The following is a 20,216-nucleotide window of genomic DNA, read 5'->3' as shown; positions in this document are numbered from 1 at the left end:
CGTACGCCGCGGTGCGGCGTACGGTTTTCACTAAATATCGCTTAATTAATTACGTGTTTGGATCCAAAACGCATGGATAAGCCCTGGAATATACCCCAGCAGCGTTAAGATAATATTTAGCAGAAAAGCACCGCCAATCCCCTTGTCTAACAATACCCCTAGCGGCGGCAATATAATGGTGAAAACAATTCGCCAAAATCCCATCTCACTCTCCTTAAATTGTGTTAATGAATCCCCATCATCTTGATGAGACACAACATTAAGCATAGACCGTCATCCGCAACTTGGTAAAAACTCAGATAATTAGCCATAAATCCCACCGGATGCAGGCGTTTTTTCATCGGCAGGAAGGCTTTCTCACGGGAATAACACACCATCTGGCAATGTACAGACCTGATACACAATCGCCATTGACAGCACCCTGATAAAATGGTTGTATCATACAACTTAATTTAGAGGCCAGTATAAATGAGCAATGCAACACCCATCATTGAAGAAATACGCGTAGCTTCACGGCAAATGGTACGAGAGCTCGGCTTTATGCGTAGCACACTCGCCGCAACGGAATACTCCCCATCAGTAGTTCATACGTTACTTGAAGTAGAACATCGTGGGTCGATGACTGCAGCGGAGTTAGTACAGATCTTAGGGCTTGAGAAGTCTAGCGTCAGCCGTATGTTAGCGAAACTTGTCAGCGCCGGTGAGCTAGAAGAATGTCCATCTGCCAAAGATGCCAGAATTAAGCAACTGAGCCTCAGTGCACAAGGCCGGGAAACGGTGGAAAGAATTAATCATTACGCGAACGAGCTCGTCATCGCTGCATTAAAAAAAATGAATCCACATCAGCAAAATGCAGCATCACAGGGGCTTATGATCTATGCCAATGCGCTACAAGCCTGCCGCGAAAATAACGAAATGAGCACTCAAAACAATCTACACATTGTTTCTGGCTACCATCCCGGAATGATTGGCCGCATCGCTGAAATGCACGGCAGTTACTATGCTAGGGAGCACAATTTCGGTAGTTTTTTTGAGGCAAGAGTTGCAACAGAATTAGCTGAATTCTCCGGACGTTTAGACAATGAGTGTAATCAAATTTGGCTGGCTATGTTGAACGGGCGTATTGTCGGCTCGGTCGCAATCGACGGTGAAGATCTTGGCAACGGCGAGGCTCATCTTCGGTGGTTCATCCTTGACGATGGCTGCAGAGGCAACGGAGCTGGCAGACAGTTAATCGCAGAGGCCATGCAGTTTTGCGATAAGAGAGGATTTTCTGCGGTTCAACTATGGACGTTTAATAAATTGACCGCAGCGAGAAATTTATATGAATCATTTGGTTTTAAACTAACGAAAGAGTGGGAAGGAGATCAATGGGGAAGCAACATCACAGAACAGCAGTTTACACGCAAGATTTAATCATCATCCCGTAACCCTTCAAATAAAACAGGGTTACGGGAATGACTTAAGCTTTTAGAAATAACGTAGACCTACTGGCAATCGCCAGACGTTAAATTATTCCCACTCAATAGTCGCCGGTGGTTTGCCGGAGATGTCATACACCACGCGGGAAATACCGTTAACTTCATTGATGATGCGATTAGAAACGCGCCCCAGGAAATCGTATGGCAGATGTGCCCAATGCGCGGTCATGAAGTCGATAGTTTCTACCGCACGCAGAGAGACAACCCAATCGTATTTACGACCATCGCCCATCACGCCAACGGAACGAACCGGCAGGAACACGGTGAATGCCTGACTCACTTTGTTATACAGGTCCGCTTTGTGCAGTTCTTCGATGAAGATAGCATCAGCACGACGCAGCAGATCGCAGTACTCTTTCTTCACTTCACCCAGCACACGAACGCCTAAACCAGGGCCAGGGAACGGATGACGATACAGCATATCGTATGGCAGACCCAGTTCCAGACCGATCTTACGCACTTCATCTTTAAAGAGTTCTTTCAGCGGTTCAACCAGACCCAGCTTCATCTCTTTTGGCAGGCCGCCCACGTTATGGTGAGACTTAATCACGTGCGCTTTGCCAGTTGCTGATGCCGCAGACTCGATCACGTCTGGGTAGATAGTACCCTGTGCCAACCACTTAACGCCCGGCTGTTTACACGCTTCCTCATCAAAGACTTCAACGAATACGCGGCCGATAGTTTTACGTTTAGCCTCTGGATCGTTAATGCCAGAAAGCGCGCTCAGGAAGCGTTCTTCTGCCTTAACGTGGATGATATTCAGACCGAATTTATCGCCGAACATCTCCATCACCTGCTCGCCTTCGTTCAAGCGCAGCAGACCATTATCAACGAATACGCAGGTCAAACGCTTACCGATAGCACGATGCAGCAGCAGCGCGGTCACAGAAGAGTCAACGCCGCCAGACAGGCCCAGAATAACTTCATCTTCGCCCACTTGCTCACGCAGACGCACTACCGCATCTTCGATGATCGTGGCTGGTGTCCACAGAGCTTCACAGCCGCAGATGTCCAGAATGAAACGCTCCAGCATGCGCTGGCCCTGATGGGTATGAGTCACTTCAGGATGGAACTGAACGCCATAGAAACGCTTTTCGTCGTTCGCCATAATAGCGTACGGGCAGGTTTCAGTGCTGGCAACGGTAACGAAATCAGAAGGGATCGCGGTAACTTTATCGCCATGGCTCATCCAAACGTCCAGCACTGGGGTGCCGTCTTTTGTCAGAGAGTCTTTGATATCGTCAAACATTTTACTGTGCGCGGTCACTTCAACCTGCGCATAGCCAAATTCACGTTCGTTTGAGCTTTCTACATGGCCACCCAGTTGCATCGCCATGGTCTGCATGCCGTAGCACACGCCAAAAACAGGCACACCGGCAGTGAAGACATATTCTGGGGCACGTGGGCTGTTGTTCTCAGTCGTGCTTTCAGGGCCACCGGACAGAATAATACCGCTTGGGTTGAACTCACGGATCTGCTCTTCGGTGACATCCCATGCCCACAGCTCGCAATATACGCCGATCTCACGTACGCGGCGTGCCAGAAGCTGAGTGTATTGGGAGCCGAAATCCAGAATCAGAATGCGATGCTTATGAATATTATGAGTCATGTAAGGCCTTGTTTAGAAAAATAAATAGCCAAAAAAAACGAAAATAGGTCACTGAATATTCAGCGGCGAGAATCGGCTTTGCGTCCTCGCCGCCTGTAAAGATATTACGAACCCATGCGGTAGTTCGGTGACTCTTTGGTGATGGTCACATCGTGAACGTGGCTTTCTTGAATCCCTGCGCCGCTGATGCGAACAAACTCAGCTTTGGTACGCAGTTCATCAATGGTTGCACAGCCGGTCAAACCCATGCATGAGCGCAGACCGCCCATTTGCTGATGGATAATTGCTTTCAGGTGACCTTTGTAAGCTACGCGGCCTTCGATACCTTCAGGAACCAGTTTGTCGGCAGCGTTATCGCTCTGGAAGTAACGGTCAGAAGAACCTTTAGACATCGCGCCCAGTGATCCCATACCGCGATATGATTTGAATGAACGGCCTTGATACAGTTCGATCTCACCCGGAGATTCTTCGGTACCAGCCAGCATACCACCCACCATGACGCAGCTTGCGCCAGCGGCCAGTGCTTTGGCGATATCACCGGAGAAACGGATACCGCCATCGGCGATAACAGGAATACCGGTACCTTCCAGCGCTTCAACGGCGTCAGAAACGGCGGTGATCTGTGGAACACCAACGCCGGTAACAATACGCGTAGTACAAATAGAACCAGGACCGATACCTACTTTAACCGCGTTCACACCGGCTTCAGCCAATGCTCTTGCGCCCGCAGCCGTAGCCACGTTGCCGCCGATAATTTGCAGGTCAGGGAATTTAGCGCGAGTTTCGCGAATGCGCTGTAACACGCCTTCAGAATGGCCATGGGAAGAGTCGATCAGCAGTACGTCAACGCCGGCTTCAACCAGCGCGGCAATGCGCTCTTCGTTGCCTGCACCCGCGCCTACCGCAGCACCTACGCGCAGACGGCCATGCTCGTCTTTACATGCGTTAGGCTTGCGCTCTGCTTTCTGGAAGTCTTTAACGGTGATCATGCCGCACAGGTGGAAGTTTTCATCAACAACCAGCGCTTTTTCCACACGTTTTTCGTGCATGCGCTGTAGAACAACTTCGCGAGCCTCACCTTCTTTCACGGTAACCAAACGCTCTTTCGGCGTCATTACCGCAGTCACTGGCTGCTCCAAATCGGTAACAAAACGCACGTCACGACCGGTGATGATACCCACCAGCTCCAGATCGTCAGTGACAACCGGATAACCCGCAAAGCCATTACGCTCGGTCAGCTCTTTCACTTCGCGCAGAGTAGTGGTTGGCGTCACAGTTTGAGGATCTTTTACCACGCCGCTTTCATGTTTTTTGACGCGACGAACTTCTTCAGCCTGACGCTCAATAGACATGTTTTTGTGGATGAAACCAATACCGCCTTCCTGTGCCAACGCGATCGCGAGGCGCGCTTCGGTAACGGTATCCATTGCCGCAGACAGCATTGGGATATTCATACGAATGGATGAAGTCAGCTGAGTGCTAAGATCGGCAGTGTTTGGCAGAACGGTAGAATGGGCAGGAACTAGGAGAACGTCATCAAACGTTAGGGCTTCTTTTACGATACGTAGCATGGGCAATATCTCACCAGGGTGGTAAATCAAATAGATTTAATATTGCCGCGGCATTATACAGGCCGAAAACGGTTGCCTCCAGTACTTTTTACAAAAAAGTCTTGCGAAGGTCATTCAAGCATGTAGTATCGACTGATTAACACCTTGATTTAGAGTTTGATCTACGTCACATGTCACTGCCATCTTCCCCACCAATTTTTACCGTTAGCCGGTTAAATCAGACCGTCCGTCAGCTGTTAGAAATGGAAATGGGGCAGATCTGGTTATCAGGCGAAATCTCCAACTTATCTCAGCCTTCATCGGGCCATTGGTACTTCACGCTTAAAGACGATCGTGCTCAGGTTCGCTGCGCGATGTTCCGTAATAGCAACCGCCGTGTCACTTTCCGCCCGCAAAACGGGCAGCAGATTTTGATGCGTGCCACCATTACGCTGTACGAACCTCGCGGTGATTACCAACTGATTGCTGAAAGTATGCAGCCAGCCGGTGATGGTTTGCTGCAACAGCAGTTTGAGCAGTTGAAGCAACGCTTGCAGGAAGAGGGGCTGTTTGATCCTGCCCACAAAAAACCATTACCGTCGCCAGCCCACTGCGTTGGCGTTGTGACTTCATCAAGCGGTGCCGCGCTGCACGATATTCTGAACGTATTAAAACGACGGGATCCGTCTCTGCCAGTGGTCATTTATCCAACCGCGGTACAAGGCGCCGATGCACCGATGCAAATTGTGCGCGCCATTGAATTAGCCAACCAGCGTAAAGAGTGTGATGTACTGATTGTCGGCCGTGGCGGTGGCTCGCTTGAGGATTTATGGAGCTTTAACGATGAGCGCGTGGCGCAGGCTATTTTTGCCAGCCTTATCCCTATCGTCAGCGCCGTTGGTCATGAAACCGATGTCACTATCGCTGATTTCGTCGGCGATCTGCGCGCACCAACGCCGTCCGCGGCAGCAGAGTTAGTCAGCCGAAATCAAACCGAGCTCATGCGCCAAATGCTTTCACAGCAGCAGCGCATGGAAATGGCGATGGATTATTATCTCGCCCGTCATCAGCAGCGTTTTACTCGTCTGAATCATCGTTTACAGCAGCAGCACCCGCAGCTGCGTCTGGCTCGTCAGCACACATTGCTGATTAAGCTACGTCGCCGTTTGGACGAAGCCGTGCAAACACGCCTGCGCTTGGCGGAACGCCAGCAAGAGCGTACCAGCCAACGCCTTAATCAACAGCAGCCCTCTACGCGTATTCAGCGCCATCAACAGCGCATCGAGCAGCTTCACAACCGGCTGGAATTACTCGTCCAACGCCAGCTTAGCGGCAATCGTGAACGCTTTGGCGCACTGTGTTCACAGTTAGAAGGCGTTAGCCCACTCGCCACGCTGGCACGTGGGTTTAGCGTGACGCAGCCACCCAGCGGCGGTGTGCTGAAAAGCATTAAGCAGGTAGCTCATGGCGATCTGTTAAAAACCCGAGTACAAGACGGGTGGGTAGAAAGCACGGTGACTTCAACCGCAGCGCTGCCTAAAAAACGTAGTGCAAAATATAACTCATAAGCCTAATAGTGAGTTCTGTGATATAGGTCACTTCGCATAATAAAAGCGGTGGCCTGAATCCTGTTTATACCCACTTTCGTTATTCTGTCATCCCTTCCTTGCTTTATAGATAAAAACAACGCATTTAAATTTCACTTTGCTTTTGATTGGTTATGAATCGAAAGCAAAATGGCGTGAAATCGACGCAAAATAAAACTGTGATCCTCAGTGCATTCTATAAACACCCGCTTTGTTTTAATTCCTCACAGCCCATTAAGGCTATTAGGGGATCATCATATTTATTAAACATCTCCTAGTTCACAGATAAAACATTATCACCATTCGTTTCTAACAATGGCGGTTTATTATCATTACCTGTTTATTGGGAGTGCCCACATGTCGGACACAAAGTCTTTTAAGTCAAGGTTATGGGAATTTTTTCAAAGTCTAGGAAAGACTTTTATGTTTCCCGTTTCTTTATTAGCTTTTATGGGTTTGTTATTAGGCGTTGGAAGTTCAATTACGAGCCCCTCCACCATCAAAAGCTTTCCATTCCTAGGCAATGAATTAGTACAGCTAACGTTTGGGTTTGTTGCAACCGTCGGCGGGTTCGCTTTCACTTACTTACCGATTATGTTTGCAATGGCCATTCCATTAGGTCTTGCTAAACGTAATAAAGCTATTGGCGCATTCTCTGGTTTTGTTGGCTATATGATAATGAACCTTTCAATTAATTATTATCTTATGAGTAGCCATCAACTTGCCGACGCAGCACATATGAAACAGGCTGGACAAGCCATGGTATTAGGCATTCAGTCGCTTGAAATGGGGGTTCTCGGAGGAATTGTCGTTGGGGTTATTACCTATTTCCTACATGAACGTTTTCAAGATACGCAGCTCCATGATGCCTTTGCATTTTTTAGCGGCATCCGCTTTGTCCCTATTATTACGGCACTAACGCTCTCTATCGTTGGGCTAATTATTCCATTTTTGTGGGAATATGTTGCCATCGGCATCACTGCCATTGGGCGATTAATTCAGAGCACTAACGTCTTTGGCCCTTTTTTATATGGCGTCGGAGTTCTATTATTAAAGCCTTTTGGTTTACACCATATATTATTAGCAATGGTAAGATTCACACCGGCAGGTGGTACTGAATTTGTTGGCGGACAAGAAATATCAGGTGCCCTTAATATTTTCTATGCTGAACTAAAGGCCGGTTTGCCCTTTAGTCCACACGTGACAGCGTTTCTTTCTCAAGGCTTTATGCCAACCTTTATCTTTGGCTTACCTGCCGTTGCTTATGCTATTTATCGTACCGCAAAGCCAGAAAACCGACCAATTATAAAAGGGCTTTTGCTTTCTGGTGTTTTGGTTTCTGTCGTCACAGGAATATCAGAGCCAATTGAGTTCTTATTCCTATTTATTGCACCTTTCTTATATGTTTTCCACGTTATCATGTCGGGTTTAGCGCTGATGGTTATGGCACTGTTAGGTGTAACTATAGGGAATACTGACGGTGGAATATTAGACTTATTAATATTTGGTATCATGCAAGGCACAGCAACAAAATGGTATCTCATATTCCCAGTCGGTATTATTTGGTTTGCCGTTTATTTCTTTGTATTCCGTTGGTACATCCTCAAGCACGATATTAAAACACCAGGCAGAGAAGATGATGATATCAGCGTAGCTGAGAAAGTAGAGCAGAAAGCCAAAAACAATAAAGGTTCAAAATACGATCCTGAATTAATTCTCTCTGCGTTAGGTGGCAAGGACAATATCGACTCTTTAGATAACTGCATCACTCGCTTGCGCTTGGTGGTAAAAGATATGGCGCTTATCAACAAAGATATACTAAAGAAAGCAGGTGCACTTGCCGTCGTGGTACTCGATAACCACAGCCTACAGGTTATTATCGGGCCTCAGGTACAAAGCGTAAAAACCGGCATTGAAGCATTAATCTAGCCCAAGGGAACCGTATGTATAATTTTGATGAGATTATCGATCGTAGCGTTGATAAATGCCGCAAGTGGGATTATGACTACGTCTGCTCACGCTTTGGGGCTGTGCCAAAAGATTTTATTCCCATGTGGATTGCGGACATGGACTTTAAATCGCCTCCGGAGGTCATCGCAGGACTGCGCCAAATCGTGGAGCATGGTACTTTCGGCTATACCTATTGCTTTGATGAGTTCTATCAGGCCGTCATCAATTTTCAAGCTAAGCAGCATAATGCTGATATTGCACGGGAATGGATCACGCTGACCTATGGTACGGTCTCAACTCTGCATTACACCATTCAGGCATTCTGCAACGCAGGCGATGCCATTCTCATGAACACGCCGGTGTACGATCCTTTCGCATTGGCGGCAGAGCGCCAAAAAGTACGCGTCATAGCTAATCCTTTGGTCGCCGTCAATCAGCGCTATCAACTCGATTTTGAAAAATTAGAGCAGCAGATAAAAGAGCATCAGCCAAAACTTTACCTATTTTGCTCACCGCACAACCCATCGGGAAGAATTTGGACGGCGGCGGAGATCCGTCGAGTCTCTGAGCTTTGCCAAAAGTATCAGGTGATTTTAGTTATTGATGAAGTTCACGCTGAACATATTCTGCATGGTACGTTTATCAATGCATTAAATGAAGGTTGTGCGCATGCAGACAACCTTATTCTGCTTACCTCGCCCAATAAGGCCTTTAATCTCGGCGGGCTTAAGACTTCCTATAGCATTATTCCCAACGAACAATTGCGTGCACGTTTTCGTCAGCAGTTAGAGAAAAACTCGATTACCTCGCCGAATATGTTCGGGGTATGGGGATTAATTTATGCCTATACGCAAGGATTAGATTGGCTCAAAGCGTTGAATACCTACTTAGCTGAAAACGAACGCTATCTCTATGAGTTTATAAGTGAGCGCCTACCAACATTAAAGATGATGCGCACCGAATCATCGTATCTCGCCTGGATTGACGTTAGCGCAACAGGGATGAATGCCTATGACTTCACTCATCAACTGGCTCATGAAACCGGCGTAGTTGTCGAAGATGGCACCCACTATGTACAAAACGGTGAACACTATATCCGCATTAATTTTGGCACGCCGAAAGCGCTTATTGAACAAGCGATGGCTCGTCTGGAAGACTTTGTCCAAAGGCACAGCGCGTAGGTAACCGTATTAAGAATACGTAAAACTAGGCGCACGGATGCGCCTATGTTTTATATTTACTCTTTAACCACGTAGCTAAACACCACGCGCTTTTTAGAAATCATTCCATGGCCGTTCGGACAAAAATAATCAACGGCACCACAGGCTTTTAATTCCTGAAGGGACTTGCCGCAATCTGGGCAATCGGCATGTTGCTGGTAAGTTTGCTGACAATGCGGGCAATAATAATCACCCTGCTGCCACTCCATTTCATGCTGACACTTCGGACAAAACACATCCATTTTAACCTCCTAAATAACCCCCCAGCCGCGTAGAAAATAAAGTCCCAGCGCCGTGGTGAAAAAAGATCCTACGGTAGTAATCGCAATAATATTCGCCGCTAGGGTCGCGTTTCCGCCCATCGCTCGCGTCATCACGTAGCTAGCTGCGGCGGTTGGCGTAGAGGTGAACAAGAAAATAACCCCTAATGTCACACCGCGAAATCCGAACAACCAGCCGCCCAACGTCATAAGCACCGGAACGGCAATTAACTTAGCCGCACTAGAATAGCCCGCCACGTTAGAAGAGCTAAACATAGCATGCCAATCGATACTGGCTCCGGTGCACAGCAGCGCCAACGGTAGCGCCATCGCTGAAATAAATTTCCCAGTCGAGGATAAGACTTCTGGAACCGGTAGTTTGGTCAGCGAATAGCATAGGCCAAGAACAATGCCGATGATCAGCGGGTTAGTGATCACCCCGCGTAAAATCTTACCCCAGCTGATTTTCTGCTGGCCGTCCGAACTCAATGTTCGGGTCAACGTCACCACGGAAAGCACGTTAAACAAGATCACCGTTACAGCCATATACATCGACCCAACGGCAACGCCTTCGCTGCCGTATGCGCTAGCGCAATAGGCCAGCCCCACGATGGCGGTGTTCGCACGAAAGCCCCCCTGAACGAAAATACCTCGCTCACGCGGCTCTTTTACCAATTTGAGCGCAACTAATTCCAGCAGCAAGAAACTCACCACCGTTGCCACGCCCCCATAAACAACAAAAGCTAAATTATTGCCGAGCGTCGAATGATTGGTCGCAATGCTGAAAAAGAGTAAGCAAGGAAGTGAGAGATTGAAAACCAGACGGGTTGCACCATCGCAGAAAGCATCATCCAATAGACGAAACCTACGCAGCACAACGCCCAGTAGCAGCATCAATAAATTGGGCACCGTAACACCAAAGGCAAAACTCCACGTCTCCCACGACATACTCAAATCCTTGTTGGCGCTGAAAAAATAGTTTGCAGACGAAGAGAATACACTGAAAATTCACGGCGCTACCATAAAAAAATGGGGCGCATATTCTGCGCCCCACCATAACATTGCGTATTTGCTATACGTTATTTGCTCTTTTTAATATGAGCAAGCAGACGTTTACGTTTACGCAGCTGAGTTGGATTCAGCATGTTACGTTTACCCGCATACGGGTTGTCGCCTTCTTTAAACTGAATGCGAATAGGTGTCCCCATCACTTTAAGCGAGCGACGGAAGTAGTTCATCAGGTAGCGCTTGTAAGAATCCGCAAGGTCTTTCACCTGATTACCGTGGATCACCACAATCGGCGGGTTATAACCACCGGCATGGGCATATTTCAGTTTTACACGACGACCACGAACTAACGGCGGCTGATGGTCTTCCTGCGCCATGTTCATGATACGCGTTAGTAAGGATGTACTTACGCGGCGAGTTGCACAGTCATAGGCTTCTTGAATGGATTCAAACAGATTGCCCACACCGCTGCCGTGTAATGCAGAGATAAAGTGAATTCGCGCAAAGTCTACAAAGCCTAAACGCAGATCCAGCATCTCTTTAACCTGAGTTTTGACGTCTTCAGACAGGCCATCCCACTTGTTGACCACAATGACCAGTGAGCGCCCACTATTCAGGATAAAGCCTAATAGCGACAAGTCTTGGTCTGAAATACCTTCACGAGCGTCAATCACCAGCAACGCAACGTTAGAGTCTTCAATCGCCTGCAACGTTTTGATGACGGAGAATTTCTCAACCGTATCGGTCACTTTCCCACGCTTACGCACCCCAGCGGTATCAATCAGCACGTATTCGCGCTCATCACGTACCATTGGGATATAAATGCTGTCACGCGTTGTTCCCGGCATGTCGTAAACCACAACACGATCTTCGCCCAGAATGCGGTTGGTTAGTGTGGACTTACCGACGTTCGGACGCCCAACGATAGCAATCTTGATAGGCAGATCTTGAGGATTAAAATCATCTTCTTCCTCTTCAGCCATCTCATCGGCTTCATCCGCTTCAAGCTCAGCCCAGTAGGCTGCGTTAGCTTCTTCTTCCGTCAGCTCACGCTCAGGCTCTGGCGCATCAACGAAGGGGATCAGCGCTTCTTCAATCAGCTGAGCCACGCCACGGCCATGGGAGGCGGCAATTGGGTAAACTTCGCCAAAGCCTAATGAGTAAAAATCGCCGATGGCAACGTCAGGATCGATACCATCAGTTTTGTTAGCAACCAAGAAAGTGGCTTTTTCACGGCTACGCAGGTGCTGGGCAATGCCTTCATCGGCAGGCATTAAACCCGCACGAGCATCAACCATAAACAGCACGATATCCGCTTCTTCAATCGCCATTAACGATTGTTCGGCCATATGCGTTTCAACGCCATTTTCAGTGCCATCAATACCACCGGTGTCGATGATAATGAATTCATTCCCATTAACTTCAGCACGGCCGTATTTACGGTCACGGGTCAACCCTGGGAAATCCGCAACCAACGCATCACGAGTGTGCGTTAAGCGGTTAAATAAGGTGGATTTACCCACATTCGGGCGCCCGACCAGCGCGACGACAGGTATCATTGTTGAAGCCTCTATTACTTAATTTAATTCCAAATACGCGGGGAACATTCACTCCCGAGCAAGGACTTTTCAGAAGACGAAACGGCCCCTGAGGTGATCAGGAGCCGTTCCCAGACGGCTAATTCGCCGCCCTAAATAATTGTTTTATTAGCGAGTAAATGCGTAAACTTTACCGCCGCGAGCCTGAATAATCAGCTTATCGCTGGCTACCAGAGGCGCGCTTAGTAGACCAGAACTGTCTACTTCTTGCTGAGCGACAAAACGTCCATCATCAGTATTCAGCCAGTGCAGATAGCCTTCGCTATCACCCACAACCAAATAGCCGTTATACAGCGCAGGCGCGGTCAGATTACGGTGCAATAAATCGCTTTGTTTCCACAGAGAAACACCGCCATCGGCGCTTAATGCCGCAACGCGATCGTCTTGGTCAACCACATAGATACGGCCAGCATCAACGATGAAATCGTTCACTGAACCCATCTCGCGTTTCCATTGGATTTGTCCAGAACGCAGATCCAGCGCCGCCAAGTTACCGTTGTAACCCAGAGAGTATACAACACCATCGACTACGACAGGGGTAGTATCCACGTCATTTAAGCGGTCGATTTCGGTTGAACCCATAGGCTGAGCAACACGCTGCTGCCAAATCATTTGGCCTTGCTGCATCATGATTGCGCTAACGCGACCATTATCACCGCCAACGATGGCTGCACCAAATGCCGTAGCAGGTGCTGACTCACCGCGTAAGGTCAGAGAAGGCATATCAAGGTTAACGGTCCACTTAATGGAACCATCAGCTTCATCTAACGCCTGCAGCATACCGTTAGCGGTATGGATTAATACCAGACCATCGCTAATCACTGGGCGAGAAATAGCCTCACCAGCCACCGTCGTTTTCCACGCTTCGGCACCGTCTTCAGTGCTCAGCGCATAAACAACAGCACGTTCTGAACCAACAAAGACTTTTCCGCCAGATACCGCTAAACCACCAGACAACAGAGCCGTTTTATGCGAGAACCAGCCATCTTTCTCAGCCAAGTTCACAGACCAAACAACGTCGCCGCTATCCGCGTCCATGGCTTTTACAACGCCCATGCGGTCAGCCGCGTAAATGCGGTTATCTTGCCAAGTTGGACGCAGGTGGGAATAGAATTCGCCCACACCATCGCCTACTGACGTGCTCCACACCTTGTTCGGTGTGAATTGGTTTTCAACTTTTGGCAACGGTGACATGGTGACCACATCAGTTTCACTGCTGAACCACGAGCATCCGCTCAAAAACGTCACAGACAGCAATCCGACCAAGAGCGTTTTACGCAATTGCATTGATTATCCCCTTAGTTGGATAAATTGTTCAGTTTCATGCGCAGTAAACCCTGCAATGACTGGGAAGCATCAGAGGCTAAGCCTTTGCTGTATGCTTCACGGGCGCCTTTTACGTCGCCTTTCTTAACCAGTACATCACCGCGAATATCCTGCGCCATAGCAACCCAGCCGGTCGCTTTAATTAAATCCAATGTTTTGAGTGCGTCGTCCAGCTTATTTTCCTGTAGCTGTACACGAGCTAAACGCAAATCAATCAGGGATTTCAGATTTTCGTCTTTCGTTTGACCTTGAGCCCAAGCCAGCTGCTGTTCAGCTTTGGCAAAGTTCTTCTGGTCAACTTCATGTTGCGCTAACTGCAAGGCAGCCAAAACACCATAATTGTTAGCGTTTTTTTCAATAAACTTTTCAGCCAGCGCCACGCCATCAGCTTTACCGCCGGTCAGCGCTTCACTTGCTTGCTGATATGACTGGGATGCGCCGGTCATTTCTGCCTGCTGATGATTCTGCCAGTAACGCCAACCGAGCAGTGCACCAATCCCAATGACAACACCAATCGCCAACGCCTTACCGTTTTCGATAAAGAAGCGGCGCAGGGCATCAACTTGTTCGTTCTCTGTGCTATAGACTTCCACTGTTCTCTACTCCTTACGCCAACATTGATGCCAGGAACGCCGCAACGTCGTCCTGAGCAAGAGTTTGCTGATCGCCACTTTGCAGGTTCTTAACATTCACCTGACCCGCATTCATTTCATTTTCGCCTAATACCAGTGCAACGCGAGCGCCCCACTTATCAGCACGAGCGAACTGCTTCTTAAAGTTGCCGCCGCCATAGTTAGTCATCAGTTTGACCTGCGGATACGCATCGCGAATCTTTTCTGCCAAACGCATGGCAGCGCTTTGCGTGCCTTCACCAGAGGAAATCAGATAGACATCAACGGCGCGCTGAGGCTGGAAATCAGGATTTACCGCCTGAACCAACAGAACCAGACGCTCTAAGCCCATGGCAAAACCAACCGCTGGCGTTGCATGACCACCAAGCTGAGCAACCAAGCCATCATAGCGGCCACCGGCACAAACCGTACCTTGCGCGCCTAAGCTATTCGTCACCCATTCAAATACGGTACGGTTGTAATAATCCAGACCGCGAACCAAACGCTCATTGACGGTATACGCAATGCCCGCTTCATCCAGCAATTTGCACAGGCCAGCAAAATGCTCGCGAGACTCTTCGTCCAGATACTCTGACAGACGCGGAGCATCGTTGAGCAATGCCTGTACGTCTGGATTTTTAGAGTCCAGAACGCGCAGCGAGTTGCTATACATACGACGCTTACAGTCTTCGTCCAGCTTATCTTTGAACTGTTCCAGATAGGCCACCAGCGCATCACGATAGTTAGCGCGAGCTTCCAGAGAACCGATTGAGTTCAACTCCAGAGCAACGTGCTCAGAGATCCCCAGCGCACGCCACCAACGAGCCGTCAGCAGAATAAGTTCTGCGTCTACGTCAGGGCCATTTAGGCCAAAGACTTCGGCGCCCAGTTGATGGAACTGACGATAGCGACCTTTTTGCGGACGTTCATGACGGAACATCGGACCGATGTACCATAAACGTTGTTCTTGATTGTACAGCAGACCATGTTCGATACCGGCGCGCACACAGCCAGCCGTCCCTTCAGGACGCAGCGTCAGGCTGTCACCATTACGGTCATCGAAGGTGTACATCTCTTTTTCAACGACGTCGGTCACTTCACCGATCGCACGTTTGAATAACGGGGTCTGCTCTACAATCGGCAAACGGATTTCGCTGTAACCGTAGCTGGTCAGGACTTGTTTGAGCGCAGCTTCAATCGGCTGCCAAAGCGCCGTATCTTCCGGCAGGTAGTCGTTCATGCCACGAATAGCTTGGATATTCTTCGCCACGTCAATTCTCTATACTATGTAATTCAAAAAATGACCCCGATTATGGAGGATTGAAGCAATCTCATCAATCGGGAGCATTGTTTATTCAAAGCAAATGAGATTACAGGCCGCCTAAAGCGACCTGCTATTCAGTTACTTCTCGTCGATCTGGCTGACTTCGATGCGCTTGTTAACATCCAGCATCGATGCTTTGGCGCGGATCTTAGCCTCTAGCTGATCGATCATCTGTTCGTTATCAAAACGCTCTTTTTGACGCACACCGTCTTCATAGAAGCCGCTCTTATTATGTCCGCCTGTCACGCCAATCGTTGAAACCAAGGCTTCGCCTGGACCATTCACCACACAGCCAATAATGGATACATCCATTGGTGTGATAATGTCTTCTAAACGCTGCTCTAGGGCATTTACCGTACCAATAACGTCAAATTCTTGCCGTGAACAGGTCGGGCAAGCGATAAAGTTAATCCCACGCGAACGAATACGCAGCGATTTAAGAATATCAAAGCCCACCTTCACTTCTTCAACAGGATCTGCCGCCAACGAAATACGCAGCGTATCGCCAATCCCTTCGGCCAGCAGCATGCCTAAGCCCACCGCAGATTTAACCGAGCCGCTACGCGCGCCGCCTGCTTCGGTGATCCCGAGATGCAGAGGCTGATCGATACGTGACGCCAACAGGCGATAAGACTGCACCGCGAGGAATACGTCTGACGCTTTTACGCTGACTTTAAACTGATCGAAATTAAGACGATCAAGAATATCGACATGACGCATCGCTGACTCCAGCAATGCTTCAGGCGTGGGTTCGCCGTACTTCTCTTGGATATCTTTTTCCAGCGATCCGCCGTTAATTCCTATACGGATGGGGATATTTTTATCACGAGCACAGTCAACAACTGAGCGAATACGTGATTCATTGCCGATGTTGCCTGGATTAATACGCAGACAATCAACGCCATACTCAGCAACTTGCAGCGCAATGCGGTAGTCGAAATGAATATCGGCCACCAGCGGCACTGAAACCTGCTGCTTAATGAGTTTGAATGCTTCAGCAGCATCCATAGTCGGAACTGACACACGTACAATATCTACGCCAACACGTTCGAGTGCGCGTATTTGTTTTACCGTGGCATCAACATCCGTTGTCTTGGTGTTGGTCATCGACTGTACGGCAATCGGTGCACCATCACCGATAGGCACATTACCGACATAAATGCGGGTCGATTTTCTCCGCTTAATGGGTGACTCATTATGCATATTAATTCTCCATGAATGCCGTACTATCAATTGAAGCACGCATATTCTGCTTCCAACATTTAACCGGCAATCAGGTAAACAAAGTACTTATACTGCTAACGCTGCACAAAACAAACCGCCTTGTCCCTGCTTAATGCAGAATGTCAGAGCGGTTCATTTTGTTTCTACAGCGCGCTGCGCTCACCATAAGCGACTCTATCGAATCACTCAGCATTCAACGTCAAACGAGCAACCTGACTTGATTTAATAAAACGGCTCAAATCAACGGGCTTACCTTGATACGTAATATCCACGGCGGCTGGTGCACCAATTTTCAGCTTATACGGTGCCGTACCGGCTAAATCCAATGAAGCACCAGATTTTTGCATTCCGCTGAATAGCGTTTTACCCGTTGCGTCTTTAACTTCTAACCAGCAATCAGCTTTAAATTTCATCACTAAGTTGTTGGATGCTGACGCAGCAGAATCAACGGTCGCCCCTGCGGTTGGTAAAGTTGCACCATTCACAGTGGAGGTGGCATCAACCGGAGCCTGACTCGGAGCAACAACGGTATTATTGCTTTGGTTTGGCTGGGTTTGAGCCGTTGCGGCTGGCGCGGTAGCGGCATCAGTAGGTGCCGCGGCCGCTTGACCATTGTCTGCCGTGGTCACTGAAGAATCTGGCGGTGTACCGACAGACTCTTGAGTATCCGCAGATTGCGCAGCTTCATCAGAACCATTAGCCGATTCTGACGGTTGTAACTGACCATTTTTTGCCAGCTGAGCAGAAGACTCATCCGCCATTGTCGCAATATCTTCTTGTTGAGCTTTGTGATTTTCCCACCACCAAGAACCGGTGATGCCAATAACCACAAATACCACCAACCAGGTAAACATCATCAGCCAACCATCGCGCTTTTTGCGTTTTTTACCCAGTGAGAAGCTTTGCATCGGCGCAACTTTTGCCGCCTTCAACGGCGCCTGCTTTTCTAACAGCGGCGTTAATTCGTCTTCCGGGATGTGGACCAGTTTTGCATAGGAACGAATATATCCACGCAAAAACGTTGAGGCCAAATCAGCCGGAGCCTTGTCTTCTTCAATATCGCGAACCGTTGAAACTTTCAGACACAGACGTTCTGCAACAGCCTGCTGTGTAAGTTCTAACTTTTCGCGCCCTTGGCGCAGGCGTTCGCCTGTAGTCAATGGAGCTGTTTGATCTTGGGGGGCTTCAGTATTCATTCGCTAGGAACTGCTGGTACTGTTGAGATTGTGGAAAATTTCGCGCCAGTTGTTTGCCATAACGCTCTAAGTTCGTTTGGCGCCCATCTAACGCAGCGAAGCGGATTTGTAACCATAAGCTATTGGCACTCGCCGGTAGAATATGATTGTAAACATCCGACATTACTCGCGCATCTCCGCGCTTCCCTTGGTCAAATTCTCGGATAGCTTCCGCAATTAGCGAAACTCCCTTATCCGGATCGCTCTTTAAAGCGCGACTAAATAATTTTCGCGCTTCGTCAGTCTGTCCTGCTTTTAGAAAACAATAACCTGCATTTTCGAAGCTATCTGCAACCTGACCGTAATCAGGAAGATTTGCAGCTGAACTAAACTGTTGTTGTGCCGCTACATACTGCCCTAAACTACACAGAAACGCACCGTAATTATTCATCACAGTGCCATTCTGTGGCGCTAAATTCATCGCTGTTTGATAACTTTTCTGCGCAGCATTGTTATCGCCTGCGCGCTGCTGGTAAAGCGCCATGCCAAGCTGGGTTCGGTAATCGTCTGGAGCCGCATCTCGCGCCTTTTCCAGATTTTGTTGGGCGGCTTTTAAGTCGCCCTGATTCAAGTATTCCAACCCAAGTTCGAGCCGACTCTGCGACGCCGCAGCCATCTGCTCTCCTTCAGGTTTAGAGCTTGAACAGCCCACCAACAAACTCGTCGTTAGTAGCCCTATTACCCATCCCATTTTTAGCTTCATTGCTTTTACCCCGTTATCCTTTCCGCTGAATCATCAAAAAATCTGACCAACAATGCTAGGGAAATCACTAATATGCATGCACTCTGCGTCAGACCTCGCGAACCGTGATAGGTTCACCGGCCATTTTTTTCTTAATCGTACGTTTGGTGCGGTCAATAACATCACCAGCCAACTGCCCACAGGCCGCATCAATATCATCGCCACGCGTTTTACGCACAATTACGGTAAAGCCGTATTCCATCAGAACCTTAGAAAAACGATCCACGCGGCTGTTTGAGCTACGTCCGTAAGGTGCACCTGGGAACGGGTTCCATGGGATCAAGTTAATCTTACATGGCGTATCTTTCAGACACTCTGCCAACTGATGTGCGTGATCCATGCCATCATTAATATGATCCAACATCACGTACTCAACCGTGACACGTCCTTGGTTGGCGTTAGATTTCTCTAAGTAGCGGCGTACAGCCCCAAGGAAAGTTTCGATATTGTATTTACGGTTGATAGGAACAATTTCGTTACGAATTTCATCCGTCGGCGCATGCAGAGAGATAGCAAGCGCTACGTCGATCATATCACCCAGTTTTTCCAGCGCAGGAACAACCCCTGATGTTGACAGGGTGACACGGCGCTTAGACAGGCCAAAACCAAAGTCATCCAGCATGATATTCATGGCTGGAACAACGTTATTCAGGTTCAGTAAAGGCTCGCCCATTCCCATCATCACCACGTTGGTGATCGGGCGCTGGCCGGTAACTTTATGAGCGCCGATAATCTTAGCTGCACGCCATACCTGACCGATAATTTCAGATACACGCAGGTTACGGTTAAAGCCCTGCTGGGCGGTAGAGCAGAATTTACATTCCAGCGCACAACCCACCTGCGAAGAGACGCACAGCGTAGCGCGATCGTCTTCTGGGATATAAACCGTTTCTACCCGTTGGTCGCCCACCTGAATCGCCCATTTAATGGTGCCATCAGTTGAACGTTGCTCTTCTGCCACTTCTGGCGCACGAATTTCAGCGATTTCTTTGAGCTTGTTACGCAACACCTTATTGATGTCGGTCATCTCATCAAAATTATCGCAGCAATAGTGATACATCCATTTCATCACCTGATCGGCGCGGAACGGTTTCTCACCTAGCTTGGCGAAGAACTCGCGCAGTTGTTGGCGATCAAGATCGAGAAGGTTAATTTTTTCCGACGGATTGGCCGGGGCAGGTTGCACAATATCAACCTGCGCAGCATTTACAGGTGCGCTAATTTCAGACAAGTTTGACTCGACGACAATAGATTCAGATATAGCATCTGAATTGGATGAATGGGGGGTAGTTGTTGGATCTTCAGACATGCGTATAGACATACTAAACTCTGGCCTCGTTGTTACACTTTGCGGCACGGTATTAAAGTGACTGACCCGACAAGCGTAGTGCCTGTTGGCGACAGATACAAACCCAGTTTGCATCTCATTCAGTCTTGCTCGGTACAACACATTAAAAACACTTATTAAATAAAGCGGTTAGCAATGTGTCTA

General features: G+C 48.5%; 17 protein-coding genes. 4 read left to right on the top strand and 13 right to left on the bottom strand.

Going from position 1 to position 20,216, the window contains the following annotated elements:
- Positions 1-45: 45 nt before the first annotated feature.
- The gene (locus U0008_RS04465) at positions 46-204 is read right to left on the bottom strand and encodes a YqaE/Pmp3 family membrane protein (protein ID WP_038502005.1); all 159 of its coding nucleotides are present in this window, start codon (positions 202-204) and stop codon (positions 46-48) included.
- A gap of 264 nt (positions 205-468) precedes the next feature.
- On the opposite strand from U0008_RS04465, the gene U0008_RS04460 reads away from it, so the two are divergent.
- Positions 469-1,416 (top strand): bifunctional helix-turn-helix transcriptional regulator/GNAT family N-acetyltransferase, encoded by a 948-nt coding sequence (locus tag U0008_RS04460; protein ID WP_043491293.1) that lies wholly within the window; start codon positions 469-471, stop codon positions 1,414-1,416.
- 96 nt (positions 1,417-1,512) lie between these two features.
- Here the strand turns inward: U0008_RS04460 and guaA are convergent, their stop codons facing one another.
- Complete coding sequence (gene guaA, locus U0008_RS04455; protein ID WP_025800442.1) at positions 1,513-3,090, bottom strand: glutamine-hydrolyzing GMP synthase; 1,578 nt, start codon at positions 3,088-3,090, stop codon at positions 1,513-1,515.
- Between the two features lie 104 nt (positions 3,091-3,194).
- Positions 3,195-4,661 carry an IMP dehydrogenase gene (gene guaB / locus U0008_RS04450; protein ID WP_040046758.1) on the bottom strand — a complete coding sequence of 489 codons (1,467 nt, stop codon included), beginning with the start codon at positions 4,659-4,661 and terminating at the stop codon, positions 3,195-3,197.
- Between the two features lie 170 nt (positions 4,662-4,831).
- Between guaB and xseA the strand changes: the two genes are divergently transcribed.
- The 3 genes from xseA (at position 4,832) to U0008_RS04435 (ending at position 9,357) form a co-directional block, all read left to right on the top strand.
- Positions 4,832-6,208 carry an exodeoxyribonuclease VII large subunit gene (xseA, locus tag U0008_RS04445; RefSeq protein WP_043491289.1) on the top strand — a complete coding sequence of 459 codons (1,377 nt, stop codon included), beginning with the start codon at positions 4,832-4,834 and terminating at the stop codon, positions 6,206-6,208.
- Positions 6,209-6,583: 375 nt separating this feature from the next.
- Positions 6,584-8,155, top strand: a complete 1,572-nt coding sequence (gene malX / locus U0008_RS04440) for a maltose/glucose-specific PTS transporter subunit IIBC (protein WP_043491287.1) — start codon at positions 6,584-6,586, stop codon at positions 8,153-8,155.
- Between the two features lie 14 nt (positions 8,156-8,169).
- The gene (locus U0008_RS04435) at positions 8,170-9,357 is read left to right on the top strand and encodes a MalY/PatB family protein (protein ID WP_043491284.1); all 1,188 of its coding nucleotides are present in this window, start codon (positions 8,170-8,172) and stop codon (positions 9,355-9,357) included.
- A 56-nt stretch (positions 9,358-9,413) separates the two neighbouring features.
- Here U0008_RS04435 and U0008_RS04430 read toward each other — a convergent pair whose 3' ends face one another.
- The 10 genes from U0008_RS04430 to rlmN all read right to left on the bottom strand — a co-directional run bounded on the left by U0008_RS04430 (position 9,414) and on the right by rlmN (position 20,033).
- Positions 9,414-9,638: a zinc ribbon domain-containing protein gene (locus U0008_RS04430; RefSeq protein WP_043491283.1), complete on the bottom strand. Its 225-nt coding sequence runs from the start codon at positions 9,636-9,638 to the stop codon at positions 9,414-9,416.
- Positions 9,639-9,647: 9 nt separating this feature from the next.
- Positions 9,648-10,604: an AEC family transporter gene (locus tag U0008_RS04425; RefSeq protein ID WP_025800436.1), complete on the bottom strand. Its 957-nt coding sequence runs from the start codon at positions 10,602-10,604 to the stop codon at positions 9,648-9,650.
- 131 nt (positions 10,605-10,735) lie between these two features.
- Entirely contained in the window at positions 10,736-12,223 is a 1,488-nt protein-coding gene (gene der / locus U0008_RS04420) for a ribosome biogenesis GTPase Der (RefSeq protein ID WP_043491279.1), read from the bottom strand.
- A gap of 147 nt (positions 12,224-12,370) precedes the next feature.
- Positions 12,371-13,549: an outer membrane protein assembly factor BamB gene (gene bamB, locus U0008_RS04415; protein ID WP_043491277.1), complete on the bottom strand. Its 1,179-nt coding sequence runs from the start codon at positions 13,547-13,549 to the stop codon at positions 12,371-12,373.
- An 11-nt stretch (positions 13,550-13,560) separates the two neighbouring features.
- On the bottom strand, positions 13,561-14,181 hold the full coding sequence (locus tag U0008_RS04410; RefSeq protein WP_043491273.1) for a YfgM family protein: 621 nt from the start codon (positions 14,179-14,181) through the stop codon (positions 13,561-13,563).
- 13 nt (positions 14,182-14,194) lie between these two features.
- Entirely contained in the window at positions 14,195-15,469 is a 1,275-nt protein-coding gene (gene hisS, locus U0008_RS04405; RefSeq protein WP_043491271.1) for a histidine--tRNA ligase, read from the bottom strand.
- A 132-nt stretch (positions 15,470-15,601) separates the two neighbouring features.
- Positions 15,602-16,726: a flavodoxin-dependent (E)-4-hydroxy-3-methylbut-2-enyl-diphosphate synthase gene (gene ispG, locus U0008_RS04400; RefSeq protein ID WP_025800431.1), complete on the bottom strand. Its 1,125-nt coding sequence runs from the start codon at positions 16,724-16,726 to the stop codon at positions 15,602-15,604.
- 203 nt (positions 16,727-16,929) lie between these two features.
- Complete coding sequence (rodZ, locus tag U0008_RS04395; protein ID WP_043491269.1) at positions 16,930-17,943, bottom strand: cytoskeleton protein RodZ; 1,014 nt, start codon at positions 17,941-17,943, stop codon at positions 16,930-16,932.
- Positions 17,933-18,685 carry a type IV pilus biogenesis/stability protein PilW gene (gene pilW / locus U0008_RS04390; protein WP_043491267.1) on the bottom strand — a complete coding sequence of 251 codons (753 nt, stop codon included), beginning with the start codon at positions 18,683-18,685 and terminating at the stop codon, positions 17,933-17,935. Before pilW ends, rodZ begins: the two co-directional genes overlap by 11 nt.
- A gap of 88 nt (positions 18,686-18,773) precedes the next feature.
- Entirely contained in the window at positions 18,774-20,033 is a 1,260-nt protein-coding gene (rlmN, locus tag U0008_RS04385; RefSeq protein ID WP_046359275.1) for a dual-specificity RNA methyltransferase RlmN, read from the bottom strand.
- Positions 20,034-20,216 lie beyond the last annotated feature (183 nt).

The sequence above is a fragment of the Hafnia alvei genome (assembly GCF_034424155.1).
Lineage (GTDB): Bacteria > Pseudomonadota > Gammaproteobacteria > Enterobacterales > Enterobacteriaceae > Hafnia > Hafnia alvei.
Note: the sequence above shows the minus strand (reverse complement) of the source record. Positions and strands in the feature narration are given on the sequence as shown.

Excerpts from the sequence above, each read along its gene's own strand:
- xseA (WP_043491289.1), top strand. The coding sequence starts at position 4,832 with ATGTCACTGCCATCTTCCCCACCAATTTTTACCGTTAGCCGGTTAAAT.
- U0008_RS04460 (WP_043491293.1), top strand. The coding sequence starts at position 469 with ATGAGCAATGCAACACCCATCATTGAAGAAATACGCGTAGCTTCACGG.
- U0008_RS04435 (WP_043491284.1), top strand. The coding sequence starts at position 8,170 with ATGTATAATTTTGATGAGATTATCGATCGTAGCGTTGATAAATGCCGC.
- U0008_RS04465 (WP_038502005.1), bottom strand. The coding sequence starts at position 204 with ATGGGATTTTGGCGAATTGTTTTCACCATTATATTGCCGCCGCTAGGG.
- der (WP_043491279.1), bottom strand. The coding sequence starts at position 12,223 with ATGATACCTGTCGTCGCGCTGGTCGGGCGCCCGAATGTGGGTAAATCC.
- U0008_RS04430 (WP_043491283.1), bottom strand. The coding sequence starts at position 9,638 with ATGGATGTGTTTTGTCCGAAGTGTCAGCATGAAATGGAGTGGCAGCAG.
- ispG (WP_025800431.1), bottom strand. The coding sequence starts at position 16,726 with ATGCATAATGAGTCACCCATTAAGCGGAGAAAATCGACCCGCATTTAT.
- malX (WP_043491287.1), top strand. The coding sequence starts at position 6,584 with ATGTCGGACACAAAGTCTTTTAAGTCAAGGTTATGGGAATTTTTTCAA.
- U0008_RS04425 (WP_025800436.1), bottom strand. The coding sequence starts at position 10,604 with ATGTCGTGGGAGACGTGGAGTTTTGCCTTTGGTGTTACGGTGCCCAAT.
- guaA (WP_025800442.1), bottom strand. The coding sequence starts at position 3,090 with ATGACTCATAATATTCATAAGCATCGCATTCTGATTCTGGATTTCGGC.
- bamB (WP_043491277.1), bottom strand. The coding sequence starts at position 13,549 with ATGCAATTGCGTAAAACGCTCTTGGTCGGATTGCTGTCTGTGACGTTT.
- guaB (WP_040046758.1), bottom strand. The coding sequence starts at position 4,661 with ATGCTACGTATCGTAAAAGAAGCCCTAACGTTTGATGACGTTCTCCTA.
- rlmN (WP_046359275.1), bottom strand. The coding sequence starts at position 20,033 with ATGTCTGAAGATCCAACAACTACCCCCCATTCATCCAATTCAGATGCT.
- rodZ (WP_043491269.1), bottom strand. The coding sequence starts at position 17,943 with ATGAATACTGAAGCCCCCCAAGATCAAACAGCTCCATTGACTACAGGC.
- pilW (WP_043491267.1), bottom strand. The coding sequence starts at position 18,685 with ATGAAGCTAAAAATGGGATGGGTAATAGGGCTACTAACGACGAGTTTG.